14 protein-coding genes and 1 pseudogene are annotated in these 17478 nt (G+C 57.9%); 10 read left to right on the top strand and 5 right to left on the bottom strand.

What is annotated here, in order from left to right; genetic code table 11:
• Positions 1–4 precede the first annotated feature (4 nt).
• Both ACYZTX_RS22255 and ACYZTX_RS22260 read right to left on the bottom strand, forming a co-directional pair.
• The gene (locus tag ACYZTX_RS22255) at positions 5–322 is read right to left on the bottom strand and encodes a hypothetical protein (protein WP_008145883.1); all 318 of its coding nucleotides are present in this window, start codon (positions 320–322) and stop codon (positions 5–7) included.
• 148 nt (positions 323–470) lie between these two features.
• Positions 471–707 carry a glutaredoxin family protein gene (locus ACYZTX_RS22260; protein ID WP_462035870.1) on the bottom strand — a complete coding sequence of 79 codons (237 nt, stop codon included), beginning with the start codon at positions 705–707 and terminating at the stop codon, positions 471–473.
• A 204-nt stretch (positions 708–911) separates the two neighbouring features.
• Between ACYZTX_RS22260 and ACYZTX_RS22265 the strand changes: the two genes are divergently transcribed.
• A complete protein-coding gene (locus ACYZTX_RS22265; RefSeq protein ID WP_462035871.1) occupies positions 912–2624 on the top strand; it encodes a cation:proton antiporter in 1713 nt (570 codons plus the stop codon).
• Here the strand turns inward: ACYZTX_RS22265 and ACYZTX_RS22270 are convergent.
• Positions 2621–3829, bottom strand: coding sequence for an ammonium transporter (locus ACYZTX_RS22270; RefSeq protein ID WP_462035872.1), 1209 nt, complete (start codon positions 3827–3829; stop codon positions 2621–2623). The two genes, ACYZTX_RS22265 and ACYZTX_RS22270, sit on opposite strands and share 4 nt — an antisense overlap.
• Before the next feature lie 327 nt (positions 3830–4156).
• On the opposite strand from ACYZTX_RS22270, the gene ACYZTX_RS22275 reads away from it, so the two are divergent.
• The 9 genes and pseudogenes from ACYZTX_RS22275 (at position 4157) to ACYZTX_RS22315 (ending at position 15982) form a co-directional block, all read left to right on the top strand.
• Entirely contained in the window at positions 4157–4471 is a 315-nt protein-coding gene (locus ACYZTX_RS22275) for an ElaB/YgaM/YqjD family protein (protein ID WP_150713107.1), read from the top strand.
• Position 4472: 1 nt separating this feature from the next.
• Entirely contained in the window at positions 4473–4862 is a 390-nt protein-coding gene (locus tag ACYZTX_RS22280) for a phage holin family protein (RefSeq protein ID WP_201182589.1), read from the top strand.
• Positions 4859–5200 carry a hypothetical protein gene (locus ACYZTX_RS22285; RefSeq protein WP_462035873.1) on the top strand — a complete coding sequence of 114 codons (342 nt, stop codon included), beginning with the start codon at positions 4859–4861 and terminating at the stop codon, positions 5198–5200. Before ACYZTX_RS22280 ends, ACYZTX_RS22285 begins: the two co-directional genes overlap by 4 nt.
• 125 nt (positions 5201–5325) lie before the next feature.
• A pseudogene (locus ACYZTX_RS22290) lies at positions 5326–6477 on the top strand (EAL domain-containing protein).
• A 68-nt stretch (positions 6478–6545) separates the two neighbouring features.
• Positions 6546–7874, top strand: coding sequence for a deoxyguanosinetriphosphate triphosphohydrolase (locus tag ACYZTX_RS22295; RefSeq protein ID WP_462035874.1), 1329 nt, complete (start codon positions 6546–6548; stop codon positions 7872–7874).
• Between the two features lie 183 nt (positions 7875–8057).
• Complete coding sequence (locus tag ACYZTX_RS22300; protein ID WP_462035875.1) at positions 8058–8450, top strand: response regulator; 393 nt, start codon at positions 8058–8060, stop codon at positions 8448–8450.
• A gap of 254 nt (positions 8451–8704) precedes the next feature.
• Positions 8705–9331, top strand: coding sequence for a response regulator (locus tag ACYZTX_RS22305; protein ID WP_462035876.1), 627 nt, complete (start codon positions 8705–8707; stop codon positions 9329–9331).
• Between the two features lie 8 nt (positions 9332–9339).
• The gene (locus ACYZTX_RS22310) at positions 9340–12984 is read left to right on the top strand and encodes a transporter substrate-binding domain-containing protein (protein WP_462035877.1); all 3645 of its coding nucleotides are present in this window, start codon (positions 9340–9342) and stop codon (positions 12982–12984) included.
• 49 nt (positions 12985–13033) lie between these two features.
• Positions 13034–15982 (top strand): HD domain-containing phosphohydrolase, encoded by a 2949-nt coding sequence (locus ACYZTX_RS22315; protein ID WP_462035878.1) that lies wholly within the window; start codon positions 13034–13036, stop codon positions 15980–15982.
• On the opposite strand, the gene ACYZTX_RS22320 is transcribed toward ACYZTX_RS22315, so the two are convergent.
• Both ACYZTX_RS22320 and ACYZTX_RS22325 read right to left on the bottom strand, forming a co-directional pair.
• On the bottom strand, positions 15983–16465 hold the full coding sequence (locus ACYZTX_RS22320) for a GAF domain-containing protein (RefSeq protein ID WP_462035879.1): 483 nt from the start codon (positions 16463–16465) through the stop codon (positions 15983–15985). It lies immediately after the preceding gene.
• Positions 16462–17352, bottom strand: a complete 891-nt coding sequence (locus ACYZTX_RS22325) for an ATP-binding protein (protein ID WP_462035880.1) — start codon at positions 17350–17352, stop codon at positions 16462–16464. Before ACYZTX_RS22325 ends, ACYZTX_RS22320 begins: the two co-directional genes overlap by 4 nt.
• Positions 17353–17478: the final 126 nt, after the last annotated feature.

Consider the following 17478-nt stretch of genomic DNA (forward strand, 5'->3'; position numbering starts at 1 on the left):
ATCCTCAAGCCGGTATCTGCGTGCGCGCTGCCGCTTCGGTGAATTCCTTGAGCCAGCGCAACACATCGACCGCTTCCCAGCGACCGGGATCATAAAGCGCGTACAACAACCCCTGATAACCCACGACATCCAGCTGCCGGTGATAGCCCGCGCGCTGGAACAAGGCTTCGATTTCCGCGAAACAGGTATTGAAATGCAGTTTGTTGAAGGGGGTTTTACCTTCCGTCACCAGGCCATCCAGACGTAATTCGAGGACAGCCTCGCGCACCACGTCCGCCGACATCCGGTTAACGCTGTTCTTCAATTGTTCGACATTGACCACGATTCATCCCTCTCACGCCCGGATTGCCTGCGCAGGGCAGGCATCACGAATAACTGTATGCGCATACAGTATCCGAACACTGCCGGTAAAGCCAAGGGGATCAATCGCAAAGTTCGACAGGCGGGAACACCGCCGCCGCAAAAACCGCTTAACGCAAGAATGCCACTACCTGATCGGCACCGAACGGCCAGCCCAGCTCAGCGCCAGTATCGACCCGTCGTAATACCGGAATACGCAGACTGTAGGCTTCGTACCATGTTTCGTCGTCAGCAATGTCCACCAGTTCCACCAGCAGACCGTTTTCGACAAATTCCATCAACATGGCTTCGGCCACTTCACAGAGATGACACCCAAGGGTGCCGAAAAGCTGACATTCAGGAGGCATGACCATAAGACCCGGCAAAGTAGGCGTTCATTCTAGGCCCGCCACGATAAGTCGTCGAGCCGAGGACGTGTTGACCAGAACTGGTTTCAGGAGATTTCTGCAACTCCCTGACGCACATCATTCGGTCAGAACATTACTTGCGACATGCTCACGGCTTTTTTGCCTCTACGCTTGTGTAGCCAGAACCTATCACCGGAGTTTTTTGTGTTCGCCAACCTGTTGATCATCCTCGCCTCCTCCCTAGTGGTGATTGCACTGTTCCAGCGCCTGCGATTACCGCCAGTGCTGGGCTACCTGTGCGTGGGGCTGATGATTGGGCCGACCGCATTCAACTGGGTGAATGAAAACGAGGACTTGCCGGATCTAGCCGAGTTGGGCGTGGTGTTTCTGCTGTTCTCCCTCGGTCTGGAATTTTCCCTGTCGAAAATGCTCGCGTTGCGTCAAGTGGTGTTTGGCCTTGGCAGCTTGCAAGTGTTGGGTTCCGGGATACTGCTGGGCGCCATACTGATGCTGCTCGGCATGCCGATCACGCCTGCGCTGTTGCTCGGCGCCGGCCTGTCGCTGTCTTCCACTGCCATTGTCAGTAAAGAGCTGAGCAGTCTCGGCGAGATTTTCAGCAGCCACGGCCAGAATGCCATCGCCGTGTTGCTGTTCCAGGACATCGTGGCGGTATTGCTGCTGACCCTGGTGCCAGTGTTCGCTGGTAGCAGCGAACAGGCCTGGTATTGGGCGCTGCCACTGACGCTGGGGAAAACCGTCGTGTTGTTCGTCGGCCTGCTACTGGCCAGTCGCTGGGTTTTGCCGCGGCTGTTCCATGAAGTGGCGGCGGCCCGCTCCGCGGAACTGTTCGTGCTACTGGCGCTGGTCATTGTGCTGCTGACAGCATGGCTGACTCACCTGCTCGGCCTCTCCCCAGCCCTGGGTGCGTTTCTCGCCGGCATGCTGCTGGGGGAAAGCCACTACCGGCATCAGATCGAGGCCGACATCCGCCCGTTCCGCGACATCCTGCTGGGGGTGTTCTTCGTCAGTATCGGCATGTTGATCGACTTGCAGTTGTTCGCCAGCCACGGCCTGCTGATCCTCGGCCTGACCCTGGGATTGTTGCTGATCAAGGGCAGCGTCGTTGCGCTGCTGGTCAAATGGCGCGGCAGCGACAGTGAAACCGCCTGGCGCAGCGGCTTGGCATTGGCCCAGGGCGGCGAGTTCTGCTTTGCGCTGATGGCACAGATGCAGCTGAACAAACTGATGCCCGCCGATTTTGGCGGTCTGCTGCTGGCGGCGACCTTCTGTTCGATGCTGGTCACGCCGTTGCTGCTGCGCGCCGCACCTCGCATCGCCACACGCCTGCACCGCAAACCCAATGAAGAAGCGAAACTTGAAGAAATCAGCGCACTCAACGCCGATTTGCACAACCATGTAGTGATCTGTGGCTACGGTCGTGTAGGTCAGTCAATCGGACGCGCGCTACGCAACGCGCAGCAACCCTATATCGCACTGGATTCTGATCCGGTGCGTGTTCAGGAAGCTGCCGTTGGTGAAACCTGCGTGCATTATGGCGACTCACGCCGCGGCGAACTGCTGGCCGCAATAGGGCTGGAGCGTGCCAAACTGCTGGTGATCGCCGTGGACCAGACCGACATCGCTTTGCTGATCCTCAAGGAAGCGCGCCGACTCAACTCGACCGTGCCGATTCTGGTACGCACACGCGATGACAGCCAACTGGCCGAGTTGAAAGCATCCGGTGCCAGCGAAGTCGTGCCCGAATTGCTGGAGTCGAGCCTGATGCTCGCCTCTCATGCACTGATCATGCTGGGATTACCCGCGCATCAGGTACAGGAACGGGCGGACCAGATTCGGCATGACCGCTATCGCCTGCTGCACGGTTTCTATCCAGGTGCTAACGATGAAGAAACCTAGTCTTGGCTCACGGCGCCAATCTTGTGCACCGACAAGTCCGCACCGTAATACTCTTCTTCCTGGCTCAGGCGCAGACCATGGAACGCCTTGATCACGCCATACACCGTAAAACCACCAGCCAGCGCCACGACCACGCCCAGCGAAGTGCCGATCAACTGACTGATCAGGCTCACGCCGCCCAAACCGCCCAAAGCACTTTGACCGAAAATACCGCAGGCGATCCCGCCCCAGACGCCACACAAACCATGCAACGGCCAGACCCCCAACACATCATCGATATGCCATTTGCCCTGGGCCGCAGTAAAGCACCAGACAAACAGTGCCCCCGCAATCGCGCCCGTCATCAGCGCACCCACCGGATGCATCAGGTCGGAACCGGCGCAGATCGCCACCAACCCGGCCAGCGGGCCGTTATGCAGAAAACCCGGGTCATTGCGCCCGACGATAAGCGCCGCGACAGTACCGCCGACCATGGCCATCAACGAGTTCAGCGCCACCAGTCCACTGACACCTTGCAGGGTTTGCGCACTCATCACGTTGAAACCGAACCAGCCAACGATCAGGATCCACGACCCCAACGCCAGAAAGGGAATGCTCGAGGGTGCGAACGCCACCAGGCGCCCTTCGCGATAACGACCATTACGCGGCCCGAGCAACAACACCGCTGCCAAGGCCAACCAACCACCCATGGCGTGGACCACGACCGAGCCGGCGAAATCATGGAAGCTGGCGCCAAAGCGTTCAAGCAACCAGGCTTGCAGGCCAAAGTTGCCGTTCCAGATCATCCCCTCGAAGAAGGGATAGATGAACGCCACGATCAGTGCCGTTGCGCACAACTGAGGGACGAACCGGGCGCGCTCGGCAATCCCCCCGGAAATGATCGCGGGTATCGCCGCAGCAAAGGTCAGCAGAAAGAAAAACTTAACCAAGCCATAGCCATGATCAGCATTGATCACCGCTGCCGGTTGCATGAAAGTCACCCCATAGGAAATCCAATAGCCTATAAAGAAGTAGGCCAGGGTCGAAATGGCGAAGTCGCTGAGGATCTTCGACAAGGCATTGACCTGGTTCTTTTGTCGAACCGTGCCGACTTCGAGAAAGGCGAAACCGGCGTGCATCGCCAGCACCATGACCGCGCCGATCAGAATGAACAACGTATTGGAGCTATGGACCAGACTGTCCACAGCGCTTTGCAGATTTTCCATGGGGTTGGCAGACCTTAAGGCTGAAAAAAAGCACCAAAGCAGTTCGCGCAGACAATTCATGCACCAAGTTGCGACTTGCCGGAATCAAGAGCCCATCGCGACAAACCGCTTTGGCGCACAAAATTCCTGAAGGCAAATCACGAGCGGGATGTTTGCGCGGGTTTTGATTGTTTAAGTTAAGGTTTTCCTGAAGTCATGCCCGGCAACAGCGCAACGACGCAGGCAGATGCACCACGACGTAGCAAAAGTTGTACCAGTCATTTGTACTGAACCTTCGCGCAAGGCTCATACTCGAACGTTTCAGAAGCCACTTACGGAGATCCACCAATGGCCAGCATCAAGGCAAAGACTGCTCAAGAGATCCTGATGAACGATTTTCAGACACTGGTCAGCGACACCGAACGGTTGCTGGAACACACCGCTACCCTGGCCGGCGATCAGGCCGATGAGTTGCGCGAGCAGATCCACGACAGTCTGTTGCGTGCCCGCGAAACCTTGAAACTGACCGAAGACTCCCTGCGCGAACGCGGCCAAGCCGCCGTCACCGCCACCGAAGATTACGTTCAGGCAAACCCATGGCAATCGGTCGGCATCGCGGCTGGCGTAGGTTTCCTGATTGGTTTGCTGGCAACGCGGCGCTGATATGGCGATCGGCGAATCCGGCTCGTCCGCGACGGGCCCAAGCTCATCACCGCGGCGCCTGGGTGCCGCTTTTCTTGGACTGCTGCACAGCCATGTCGAATTGTTCGGCATCGAATTGCAGGAACAAAAAGCGCGCACTGTAAGCCTGTTGCTGTTTGCAGGCCTGGCGCTGGTTTTTGCCTTGCTGTTACTGGTGGGGTTGTCGACGCTGGTGATGATCCTGTTTTGGGACACTTATCGCCTGCCCGCCATCATCGCACTCTGCGTGTTCTACACCCTTGCATGCGTCTTCTGCGGGATGCGCTTGAGAGCGGCGATTTTCGATGAGTCCTCGCCCTTCCATGGCACCCTGGAAGAACTGGCCAACGATCGGGAGCGCCTGCTGCCATGAGTCTGCCTGAACTGCCTCACAACAGCTCGCGCACAGAAATGCGCAAGGCGCTGATCCGCCTGCGCATGGAAATGCATCGCCAGGAAATTCGCCACGAATCCCGGCAATTGCTGCAACCTTTGCAGCGCATGCGCGGGATGACGCAAAACCTGCACGATGGTTTCGGCATCAAGCACGCCCCACTCTGGGGCGTGGCAGCCGTCACCTTGCTGGGCTTTTTGACTGGCAAGGGCGCCAAGAGCGGTGGCGTAAGCAGCCTCACCCGACTGGTTCGTCTGGGCACCACGCTGGGGCCGCTGATCAAGCTGGTCATACAGGGCTCTTCGCGCAATCACTAAAGCCACCCTCTGGCTGCATTCTTGCAACATCACCGGGATGAACCTCTTTATCGAGGGGTTCAATCCTGCGTGCCTGACCGGTAACCAGATTTTATCCAAGAACAAGACCTAACCAAGGAGGCCTCGTGATCGACGGGCAACCGCTCGCCTGCTTTCAACCATTCATTGATACCGCCACCGGCCGCATCGCCGGCGTCGAGGCACTGGGTCGATTGCGCCAGGCCGACGGTCAAATGGCCTCGGTGGGGCCGCTGTTCGCCGACCCGCGAACGCCTGCTATCGCGCTGCGTCGTCTGGATCGCCAGATCCGCGCTAACGCGCTGAGCCGTCTGCATGAAGCGTCCGCGGACTGGTTTCTGAGCCTGAACATATCGCCACGCTTGCGGCAGGACCAGGCTCTACCGAGCCTCAAGCAATTGAACAGGCACAACGTTGACCCGCAACGTATTGTCTTCGAGATCACCGAACTGGGAGGCGATATTCAGCGCCTGGCCGATGTCGTGGCACGCTACCGACAGGCCGGCGCGCGGATCGCCATCGATGATTTCGGTGCCGGTTACTCTCAGCTTGATCGCGTACTCGCGCTGCAACCGGACATTCTCAAGCTCGACATGCGCTTGTTCCAGGCCGCTGCGTTAGGTGGACCGAGCAGCGACGTGGTCAAGGCTCTGGCGCAAATGGCGGAGAAAACCGGTTGCTGGATCATCGCCGAAGGGGTGGAAACCGAAGCTCAACTGAGTTTTGCCCTGGAATGCGGTTCGCGCTACGTCCAGGGTTTTCTGTTCGCCCGAGTGCAAGCTGATTTCTTTGCCACGGACGCCTTTGTCGAGCGCTTTGCTCAGTTGCGTCAGCGCTATGTTCAGCAGAAGCTGGCTGAGCGCGGGCGCCTGATGATCATGCGCCAACAGCTCAGCGAGCTGATGGCGATCCTGCAAGAATGGGCTCAGGCCCGTGCACCGCTCAGCGCCTTGCCACAACTGGACGCATTCCCCTGGCTGCTGCGCTTCTATCAATGCGACCGCCACGGCACGCAGCTGACACCCAACCTTGAATGGCGCAATAACGGCTGGGAGGCTGACAACCGCTACCTCGGCCACAACTGGTCATGGCGCCCTTAATTCTATCACCTGCTGGCAGAGGGTTGGGATGAGCGCAGGCTGACGCTTTCCAACACTTACCGCGACGCCACCAGCAACCAGTACTGCCTCACCGCCGGGCAATTTTTCGACAACGGTGAGCGACTGCTGCTCATCGATATCGACGCCGCCGGGCTGTAGTTCCGCTTGCAGGCACCGGTGCGAAACGGGAAGCTAGGGGCTCAGTCACCTGACGGAGAGAACCAGCCTTGGATTGGCAAACCCTGCTTACCCGCGAACGCCTCGGAAAGCCTCTGCACAGCCCGGAAGAACTCGGCCGCAGCCCTTTCCACAAAGACCACGACCGCATCATTTTCTCGGGAGCGTTCCGCCGCCTCGGGCGTAAGACCCAGGTCCATCCGGTCACCAGCAACGATCATATCCACACGCGCCTGACCCACTCGCTGGAGGTCAGCTGCGTCGGCCGTTCGCTGGGCATGCGCGTCGGCGAAACCATTCGCAGCGCCCTCCCCGACTGGTGCGAGCCCAGCGATCTGGGGATGGTGGTGCAATCGGCCTGCCTGGCCCATGACATCGGCAATCCGCCCTTCGGCCACTCCGGCGAAGACGCCATTCGTCACTGGTTCCTGCAAGCCGCCGGCCGTGGCTGGCTGGATGCAATGAGTGAAGTCGAACGCAATGACTTCCTCAACTTCGAAGGCAACGCCCAAGGCTTCCGGGTACTTACCCAGCTGGAATATCACCAGTTCGACGGCGGCACCCGGTTGACCTACGCCACCCTGGGTACTTATCTGAAGTATCCATGGACGGCGAAACACGCCGATTCACTGGGCTACAAGAAACACAAGTTCGGCTGCTATCAGAGCGAATTGCCGCTACTGGAACAGATCGCCCATAAACTCGGTCTGCCGCAACTCGAGGAACAACGCTGGGCGCGCCATCCGCTCGTGTATCTGATGGAGGCTGCCGATGACATCTGCTACGCGTTGATCGATCTGGAAGATGGTCTGGAAATGGAGCTGCTGGAATACGCCGAAGTCGAGTCGCTATTGCTGGACCTCGTGGGTGACGATCTGCCGGAAACCTATCGCCAGCTTGGTCCACAGGATTCGCGTCGGCGCAAACTGGCGATCTTGCGAGGCAAAGCCATTGAACACCTGACCAACGCCGCAGCCCGCGCCTTTGTCGAGCAACAGGACGCGTTGCTGGCCGGCACGCTGCCCGGTGATCTGGTGGAGCACATGCACGGCCCTGCCAAGCGTTGCGTACTGAATGCCAAGGACATGGCGCGCAAAAAAATCTTCCAGGACAAGCGCAAGACCCTGCATGAAATCGGCGCATACACCACGCTGGAAATCCTGCTCAACGCCTTCTGCGGCGCGGCACTGGAACAGCATAACGGTCGAACGCCGTCCTTCAAGAGTCGCCGCATCCTCGACCTGTTGGGCAACAATGCACCCGATCCCCACGGCCCATTGCACACCTCGTTTCTACGGATGATTGACTTCATCGCCGGCATGACCGACAGCTATGCGAGCGAAATGGCGCTGGAGATGACCGGTCGTTCGAGCCACTGATGAGACCCGGTTGATCAGCCATTACACTGCCTTCGATGGCTGATTGACCTCTCATAACCCAAGTGCACTCAACGTTCGCCGAATCCCCCTACAACATGTGCTGAGCTAACTGATCGATTATTCAGTAACCTCGCGAAATAATCCCGCTTCCCTCCGTTCGACAGAAGAAGCGTGAATAAACCTATGTTCAAAGACGATCTGCGCATCTTGCTGGTGGAAGATCATCCCTTTCAACTCAAGGCGACTCAATACCTGCTTGAGAGTTACGGTTTCACCCATCTGACCACCACCGACAGTGCCGATGGCGCGCTGCAAAAAATGCTCAAGGCCGGGCAACCGTTTGATATTCTTTTATGCGATCAATGTCTGCCCGACCTCTGCGGGCTTGACCTGGTCGAAATCGCCAGCCACCGGGGGATGATCAGACAGGCAATACTGTTAAGTAGCCTGACATCCGCTGAACTGGACAAACTTGAAAAAAAAGCCAACGAACACGGACTGCCCTTGTTGGGTTACTTGATCAAGCCGCTGAAACAATCCGAATTCAGATATTTGTTGACCTTGGCTTCACTGTAAAGAACCTACACCGAACGCATTAAAAATTCAGCACGAACACAACTTGAAGTTTACAACTCAATACTTGCAACACTTCGACCAAGCTTCGACAAACTTCGCCCTTCTTCACAAATAATCCAGTTGATGCGTAGTCCTATTCCTCTTCATCTGTAGGAATCTTCCTATATTGCCGCTACAGGTCCGCCAGTTCATGCGTCACCTCAGCTAACTGAGCTAAGGTGCGCGCTTTATTTGCGCTCGTATGGGATTTGATTATGAACTCCGTTTTTATTGTCGACGATCACCCGGTCATTCGCCTTGCCGTCAGAATGTTGCTTGAACATGAAGGTTACGAAGTCGTCGGCGAAACTGATAATGGGGTCGATGCCATGCAGATGGTTCGCGAATGCACGCCCGACCTGGTCATTCTCGACATCAGTATTCCCAAACTGGATGGGCTGGAAGTTCTCGCCCGATTCAACGCGATGAGTACCCGTCTCAAAACTTTGGTGCTTACAGCACAGTGCCCGACACTTTTTGGTATTCGCTGCATGCAATCCGGTGCATCGGGTTATGTGTGCAAACAAGAAGATCTGAGTGAACTGGTCAGTGCTATAAAAGCCGTATTGTCAGGGTACAACTATTTTCCAAGTCAGGCCTTGAATCCTGTTCGCTGTGATGACGCGCGCTTCGCCGACCTGGAATTGTTCAAGTCAGTCAATGACCGAGAACTGATGGTATTGCAACTGTTTGCCCAGGGCCGCACCAACAAGGAAATTGCCAAAGGTATGTTTTTAAGCAACAAGACTGTCAGCACTTATAAAAAACGCCTCATGCAAAAACTCAAAGCCAAATCTCTGGTTGAACTCATCGATATGGCAAAACGTAACGCCTTAGTGTGAGAGACAGGATGCCCAGTCGTATAAAGGATTATCTGACACTGATGGCCGCCGGTTTATGCCTGAGCACCTCAGTGCTCGCTGCGCAGGCCGTCAGCGAGAACTACACCCTGCTCAGTCGCTCAATGACCGGACATCAGGAAGTCCAACTGGATAAATCACAACGACAATGGATCAAGAATAAACGGGAACTGATCCTTGGCACGTCAGCGCCGGACTACCCCCCTTTCGACATGACCACCAGTGGTCGCGACTATGAAGGTTATACCGCCGATTACGCGGGCATCCTGGGCACAACAACCGGTTTGCCAATCAAGGTTCTGCGCTTTGCGTCCCGGGAGGCCGCAATCGAAGCACTCGAAAACGGCGAAGTCGACTTGCTGGGTAGCGCCAACGGATTCGAAGCGCATAACGCCGACATTGTACTTTCCACACCCTACGCCGTAGACCAGCCGGTTCTGGTCACGCGCGAAGGAGAAATCAGATCCTTGACCGATGGCCTGGCCGGTCTACGGCTGAGCATGGTGTATCACTATCTGCCGTTGGAAGAGGTCGAGGCAATGTATCCGAGGGCGATCATCACGTCCTTTCCGTCCTACCAGAATGCGATCAATGCAGTTGCCTTCGACCAGGCTGATGTTTTTCTGGGTGACACTATTTCCACCCATTACATGATCAACAAGGGCTATCTGAACAATATCCGCATGGCCAACTTCGGCAAACACGAAGCCCACGGTTTCAGCTTTGCTGTGCGCAGAGACAACCCGCAATTGCTCGGGATCATCAACGCAATGCTCAGGGCGATCCCCACCAGCGAACGCGATAACATCGCCAAACGCTGGAGTGCCGGCAGTGACATTCTTCTCACCGATCAAAAACTGCAGCTCACTGACAACGAGGAACGCTGGCTGGCGCAACATCCGGTAGTCCGGGTGGTGGTCAATGAGGCCTTTGCGCCGCTGACGTTTTTCGACAGTGATAACAACTTTCGCGGGGTTACCGCGGACTTGCTCGAGCTGATCAGATTGCGCACCGGGTTACGCTTCGACGTCCATCGCAGCCGCAGCGATGGCGAGATGATCGAGCAGATCAAGGACAATAAGGCCGACGTGATCGCCGCCTTGCTCCCCAGCGCCCAACGTGAAACGACGTTGAATTTCACCCGACCCTATCTGCAAAACTCCTTTGTCCTGCTGACTCGCAAAGCCGCCGACAGCCCGACAAGCCTTGCGCAGTTGCAGGACAAACGCCTGGCAATTGCCGAAGGCAATCCCCTGGTGGATTACCTGCGCAGCGAGTTTCCACGGATCAAGCTGATTGAAACACCGGACGCATTCAGCGCCGTGGAGTTGCTGGCCGAGGGCAAGGCAGACGGCGCGGTGAACTCGCTGGTGATTGCCAACTACTTCATCTCATCGCGGCTCTTCGAGCACACACTTCAAATCAGTACCACCATCGGTACCCGCCAGGCCGCGTTCTCCCTGGCCACAGGCCGAGAGGCCAAAGAACTGAACGCCATCCTCAACAAGGCGCTGCTGAGCATTGAGCCGCAAGAGCTGGGCATCATCAACAGCCGCTGGCGTGGCTATTCGGCGTCCTCACAAAGTACCTGGCGTCTCTATCACCGACTGTTCTACCAAATCGTTATCGGTGCCGGGGTGCTGCTGCTGATTTCCGTTGCCTGGAACGCTTACATGCGTCGCCAGATAAAGCAGCGTCAGGCAGCGGAGCGCGCGTTGAACGATCAATTCGAATTCATGCGATCACTGGTCAACGGCACGCCTCATCCCATCTACGTACGCGATCGCGAGGGATTGCTGCAAAGCTGCAACGACAGTTACCTGGAAGCCTTCTGCGCGAAACGTGAAGACGTCATCGGCAAAAGCGTCATGCAGGGCAACATGAGCAATGCGTTCGAAGCCCGGGAATATCAGGCCGATTACCAGCGCGTCGTGGCCGAAGGCATACCGCTGATACTCGACCGCGCGTTGCACATCGGCGGCCGCAGACTGACGATTTACCACTGGATTCTGCCCTACCGTGATTCGAGCGGTGAAGTTCAAGGCATCATCGGCGGCTGGATCGACATCAGCGAACGGCGGCAACTGTTTGATGAGCTGCGCTGCGCGAAAGAGCGCGCCGATGAAGCCAACCGGGCAAAAAGCACGTTTCTGGCAACCATGAGCCATGAGATCCGCACCCCAATGAATGCGGTCATCGGCATGCTTGAACTGACACTCAAGCGTATCGATCATGAGCACCCGGATCGCCCGGCCATCGATGTGGCGTACAACTCGGCGAAGGACCTGCTGGAACTGATCGGGGACATTCTCGACATTGCACGGATCGAATCCGGACGTCTCAGCCTGAGCCCTGAACGCGTCAATCCAAGTGAAATCGTGACCTCGGTCGTGCGGGTCTTCGATGGACTGGCTCGCCAGCAAAATCTCCGACTGCTGCTGGAATTCCGCCCTGCCAATCCAGAGTTCGATGTCCTGTTGGACCCGATGCGCTTCAAGCAGGTGCTGTCCAACCTGGTCAGCAACGCCATCAATTTTACGGAGCAGGGCCAGGTCCGGGTCATCGTCGACCTGCAGCCCACCGCCGAACCCGAGCGGGTTCGGATGCTGTTGCACGTTCAGGACAGTGGCATAGGCATCAGCGAACAGGATCAGCAGCGGTTATTCGAACCCTTCGCTCAAGCCGATAACTGCGCACATTCAGACAGAGGTGGCGCAGGACTTGGCCTGGTGATCAGCCGCAGCCTGTGCGAGATGATGGGTGGCAGCCTGCAATTGAGCAGCCAGCCGGGCGTGGGCACTCAAGTCGAGGTTTCGTTGCACCTGGCAACACTGCCACTCGCGCAGGTGCCGGAGACTGTTGAAGCGCAGATACACACCACGACGACCCCCTTGAACGTTCTGGTGGTCGACGATCACCCGGCCAATCGCTTGCTCATGTGCCAGCAACTGGAGTTTCTGGGGCATCGATTCAGCGTCCAGGCGGATGGCGAAGCGGGATACGAGACGTGGAAAGCAGAGTCGTTCGATCTGGTCATTGTCGATTGCAACATGCCGATCATGAACGGATACGAACTGGCCCGCGCCATTCGCCGCCAGGAACGACACACGCAACGCCCGCCCTGTACCGTTCTGGGTTATACCGCCAACGCGCAACCGGAAGAAATACATCGCTGCAAACAAGCCGGGATGGACGACTGCCTGTTCAAACCCCTCACCCTGACAGCCTTGAGTCAGTGGGTTGAAGGTATCAGGCCGACCGTCCGCGATCCGGCGTTCAGCCTGCAAGGACTGCGTCTTTTGACGGGTGGAAATCCGCTATTGGACCAGCGATTGTTGGCCGAACTGTTGAACAGCAACCGTCTGGACCGACAAGAACTGCTGGCCCTGTCCCGATCCAAAGACCCCCAGTCATTTCTCGACGTCGCCCATAAAATCAAGGGCGCCGCCCGAATCGTCCAGGCTTCCCGGGTGATCGACAGCTGTGAGGCGCTGGAAAAGGCCTGCCATGAAGTGTTCCATCATGACGAGGTGGCCGACTGCAGCAAGGCTATAGAGCGCGCCATGCTCGAACTGGAGCAAGCCTTGCAGCAACAGATTGGCCAAAACGACAACAGCAGAATGACAGGGCCTTAACTATGCTAGGACGCTGAGCAGTGTGTTAACCATCATGGAGAGACCTGCAATGCCCAGCCCACTGCGCCCGGATCAACGGCGGTTTCCCCTGCACGTCCATATCAGCGTAATGTTCACTCTCCTGCTGATGCTGACTGGAGTGGTGCTGGGCATTTTCAACTACCGACACACCACGCAGATCATCCTTTCCAGCAGTGAAAAGCTTTTCAACCGCATCGAGCAGGACGTCCGTCGGGACCTGCACACCACCTATGAGCCGATTCGTCACCTGCTGAGCCTGTTGGCGGATTACCCGGCGACGCAGGCACCTGACCTGGAGCAACGGCTGGCGTTGTTCAAACCCTTCAGCCAGTCACTCAAGGACAACCCCGACCTGGCCTCGCTGTATCTGGGCTACGGCAACGGTGATTTTTTCATGGTTAGGCCCTTGCGAACCCCCGGTCTGAAAACGCTCCTCAATGCCCCGGACACTGCGGCTTATCAGGTGTGGAGCATTGAGCGAACCGGCGACAGCGCAAAGGCCCGCTCCCAATCACTGTTTTTCGATCAAGATCTGGCCCTCATCAGCCGCCAGGACAACCCCGACGAAACCTACGATCCGCGAACCCGCGCCTGGTATGCCAACGCCCGCAGCGACCGGGATCAGATCACCACCGAACCCTACATTTTTTTCTCCACCCACAATGTCGGCACCACCCTGGCCCGGCGCAGCGGCGAACAAGCCGTCATGGGCGCCGATCTGACCCTGGCGGAACTCTCCGCGACCCTGGCCAAACACGTGGTGACCCCCAGTACCGAAATCGTGCTGTTCGATGCCGAGGGCAATGCCATTGCTTATCCCGACAGCAGCAAACTGATCATCGACGATCAGACTGCCCGCCTGATCAAAGCCGCTGACCTGAGCCCCAGCCTCGGTGCATTGCTCAACAATCCCCCCGAAGGTAACCGCCTGGATGTCGCCGGTCGTCAATGGATCGTTGCCCGCAGCAGCATGCAGGAGGGCGGCCCCCAGGGACTGCAACTGGCGCTGCTGGTGCCGGAAGATGAATTGCTCGCCGATGCCTACCGCATGCGCTGGCAAGGCGCGCTGATTACCCTCGCCACGCTGTTGCTGTGCCTGCCGCTGGGATGGCTGACCTCTCGGATTCTGGTTAAACCCCTGCGCGCGCTGGTGCGAGAGGCCGATGCGGTTCGCAGTTTTGACTTCAACTTTCCGGCCTCACGTCGCTCTCCCGTGCTCGAAGTCGACCAACTGAGCGTATCGATGACGCGCATGAAAGACACCCTGGCGAGTTTTTTCCAGATCACCGAAAGCCTGAGCGCCGAGGTCCGTTTTGCCCCCTTGCTGGAACGCGTGTTGTTTGAAACGGTGAAAATCGGCCAGGCCCAGGCCGGTCTGATCTACCTGCGCGAAGGTGATGGCGATCGCATGGAGCCGCAGGGTCTGGTCATCAACGGCACCTCACAGGCATTGCCGTCATTTGATCTTCGAGGACACGAACTCCAGGCTCCGCAAAGCCCGGCATGGCTACGGCAGCTGGCGAATGCCAACAACGTCGTCACCACGCTGGGTTTCGAACAGGCCGGGGATTTGCAGAAAGTATTGCTTGCGCTGGAGTGCCCCCGCGTTCATCTGATCGGTATTCGATTGCACAATCGTCATAACGAAACCGTGGGCCTGCTAGTCCTGCTGTTAGCCGATACCGGCAACCAGAGCGATCTGGAAAAACTTCGTCCGGACCGCATCGCGTTCCTCCAGGCCGTATCCGGTGCGGCCGCCGTGAGTATTGAAAGTCAGCGTCTGCAAGCCAAACAAAAACAACTGCTGGATTCCTTCATCCAACTGCTGGCTGGTGCGATTGACGCCAAAAGCCCCTACACCGGCGGTCACTGCCAGCGAGTGCCGGCGCTGACCCTGATGCTCGCCCAAGCTGCCGCGGCCAGTCAGGACCCGGCCTTCAGTGGCTATCAGCCCACCGAGGATGAATGGGAAGCGCTGCACATCGCGGCCTGGCTACACGATTGCGGCAAGGTCACCACGCCGGAATACGTGGTCGATAAAGCCACGAAGCTGGAAACGCTTAACGACCGCATCCACGAAATCCGTACCCGTTTCGAAGTGCTCAAGCGCGATGTCTGGATCAACTATTGGCAAGCCATGGCCCTGGGCGGTGACGAACAGCACCTGGCCGAACTGCGCAATGCCACTCTGGCGGGACTGGACGATGACTTCGCGTTCGTTGCCCGCTGCAACCTCGGTGGCGAGGCGATGGCCGAGTCCGACCTGCAACGCCTGCACAGCATGGCCCAGCGCACCTGGACCCGAACACTGGATGACCGGCTGGGTGTTTCCTGGGAAGAGAACCGGCGCCAGGCGCGAACCCCGGCACCGACACTGCCGGTCAGCGAGCCATTGCTGGCGGACAAACCCGAGCACCTGTTCGAACGACCCGAAGCCGAACTTATTCCGGAGGATAATCCCTGGGGGTTCAAACTCGATGTGCCGCGCTACAAGTACAACCGGGGCGAGCTCTACAACCTGAGCATTGCCCGAGGCACCCTGACCCGCGAGGAGCGTTACATCATCAATCACCACATGGTGCAGACGATTCTGATGCTCAGCCACCTGCCCTTCCCCGGCCACCTCAACAACGTCGCGGAGATCGCCGGCGGCCACCATGAAAAAATGGACGGCACCGGGTATCCCAAACAGTTGAAGCGTGAAGAGATGAGCCTGCCGGCGCGGATGATGGCGATTGCCGATATTTTCGAAGCACTGACCGCCGCCGATCGCCCCTACAAGAATGCCAAGTCGTTGAGCGAAGCGCTGGGCATCATGGCCACCATGTGCCGGGACGCCCACATCGATCCTGAGTTGTTCGGGCTGTTCATCAACGCACAAATCTATTTGCAGTACGCCGATCGATTCCTCGACCCCCAACAAATCGATGCGGTGGATCCGGCGAGCCTGCTGGTCAAGGCAGGCTTGAGGGCATGATCAGCAGTCGGTCAGGCGCAGGAAAATCGCCGCCAATTGCTCGATACCGGCCTGATCTTCAGCGGTAAAACGCGCCAGTTTCGGGCTGTCGAGGTCCAGCACACCAATCAATCGGCCGTCCTTGACGAGTGGCACCACCAGCTCGCTGTTCGACGCGCTGTCACAAGCGATGTGACCGGGGAACGCATGCACGTCCTCGACCAACTGGGTCTGCAAGGTCGCCGCCGCAGCCCCGCACACGCCCCGACCGAATGGAATCCGCACGCAGGCGATCTGTCCTTGAAAAGGGCCGAGTACCAGTTCTTCGTTGCGATTGAGGTAGAACCCAGCCCAGTTCAGGTCATCGAGCTGGTTGAACAGGAACGCCGAGAACTGCGCGGCGTTAGCGATGAAATCCCGCTCGTCCGCCAGCAATGACTCCAATTGTGCCCACAGCATGCCGTAGCCTTCGAGGCCATGGCCGCTTTTCTGTAAATCGATCATGCCTTGTGCTCCAACAGCTTCAGCCCGACCCAGTAGCGGGCAAATTGATACGCGCAACGTCCATTGCGATTACCCCGCCCCGTGGCCCAGCGCACCGCGAGGATGTCCAGCTCTTCGTCTCGCTGCCACTTGAGGCCAGACTTGTCGGCCAGTTGACCGATCCAGTGTTCGACGACGTTGAGGAAGTGTTCCTGGGTAAACGGGTAGAACGACAGCCACAATCCGAAACGGTCCGACAGCGCAATCTTGTCTTCCACCGCCTCGCTGGGATGGAGTTCGCCGTCGACCCGTTTCCAGTTTTCGTTATCGCTTTCCTTTTCCGGCACCAGATGGCGACGGTTGGAAGTGGCGTACAGCAACACGTTATCCGGCGCCTGTTCGAGAGAACCGTCGAGCACACTCTTGAGCACCCGATAGTCACCCTCGCCCGACTCGAACGACAGGTCATCGCAGAACAGCACGAAACGCTGCGGCAGCTTGGCGATTTGTTCGACCACTCGCGGCAAGTCTGCCAGGTGATCGCGTTCGATCTCGATCAGCCGCAAACCTGCCTTGGCGTGTTCGGCCAGCAAGGCGCGAACCAGCGACGATTTACCGGTGCCGCGCGAGCCCCAGAGCAACGCGTGGTTGGCCGGCATGCCGTCGAGGAACTGTTGGGTATTTCGCCCCAGTTGCTCCAGTTGCCGGTCGACGCCGATCAGGTCGGACAAACGCATGTCGAGGCTGACTTGCAGCGGCAGCATAAAACCGCTGCGCCCCTCGCGCTGCCAGCGTGCAGCCAGGCAGTGGTTCCAGTCGATGACTTGCCGAGGTGCGGGCAGCAGCGGTTCGATACGGGCCAAAACGGCATCGGCGCGTTCAAGAAAAGCATTTAATCGGGAATCCACGTCTTCTCCTCAGGCACGTTCACAGTAATGATGGCGATACAGCGACGAAACACAGCGCTCGGTGTCCGGTTCATCCCTTGGCACAAGGGCTCGCGAGAACATCGGTATCCATGCATGATCGACTAT

The organism is Pseudomonas sp. MDT1-17, assembly GCF_054898105.1.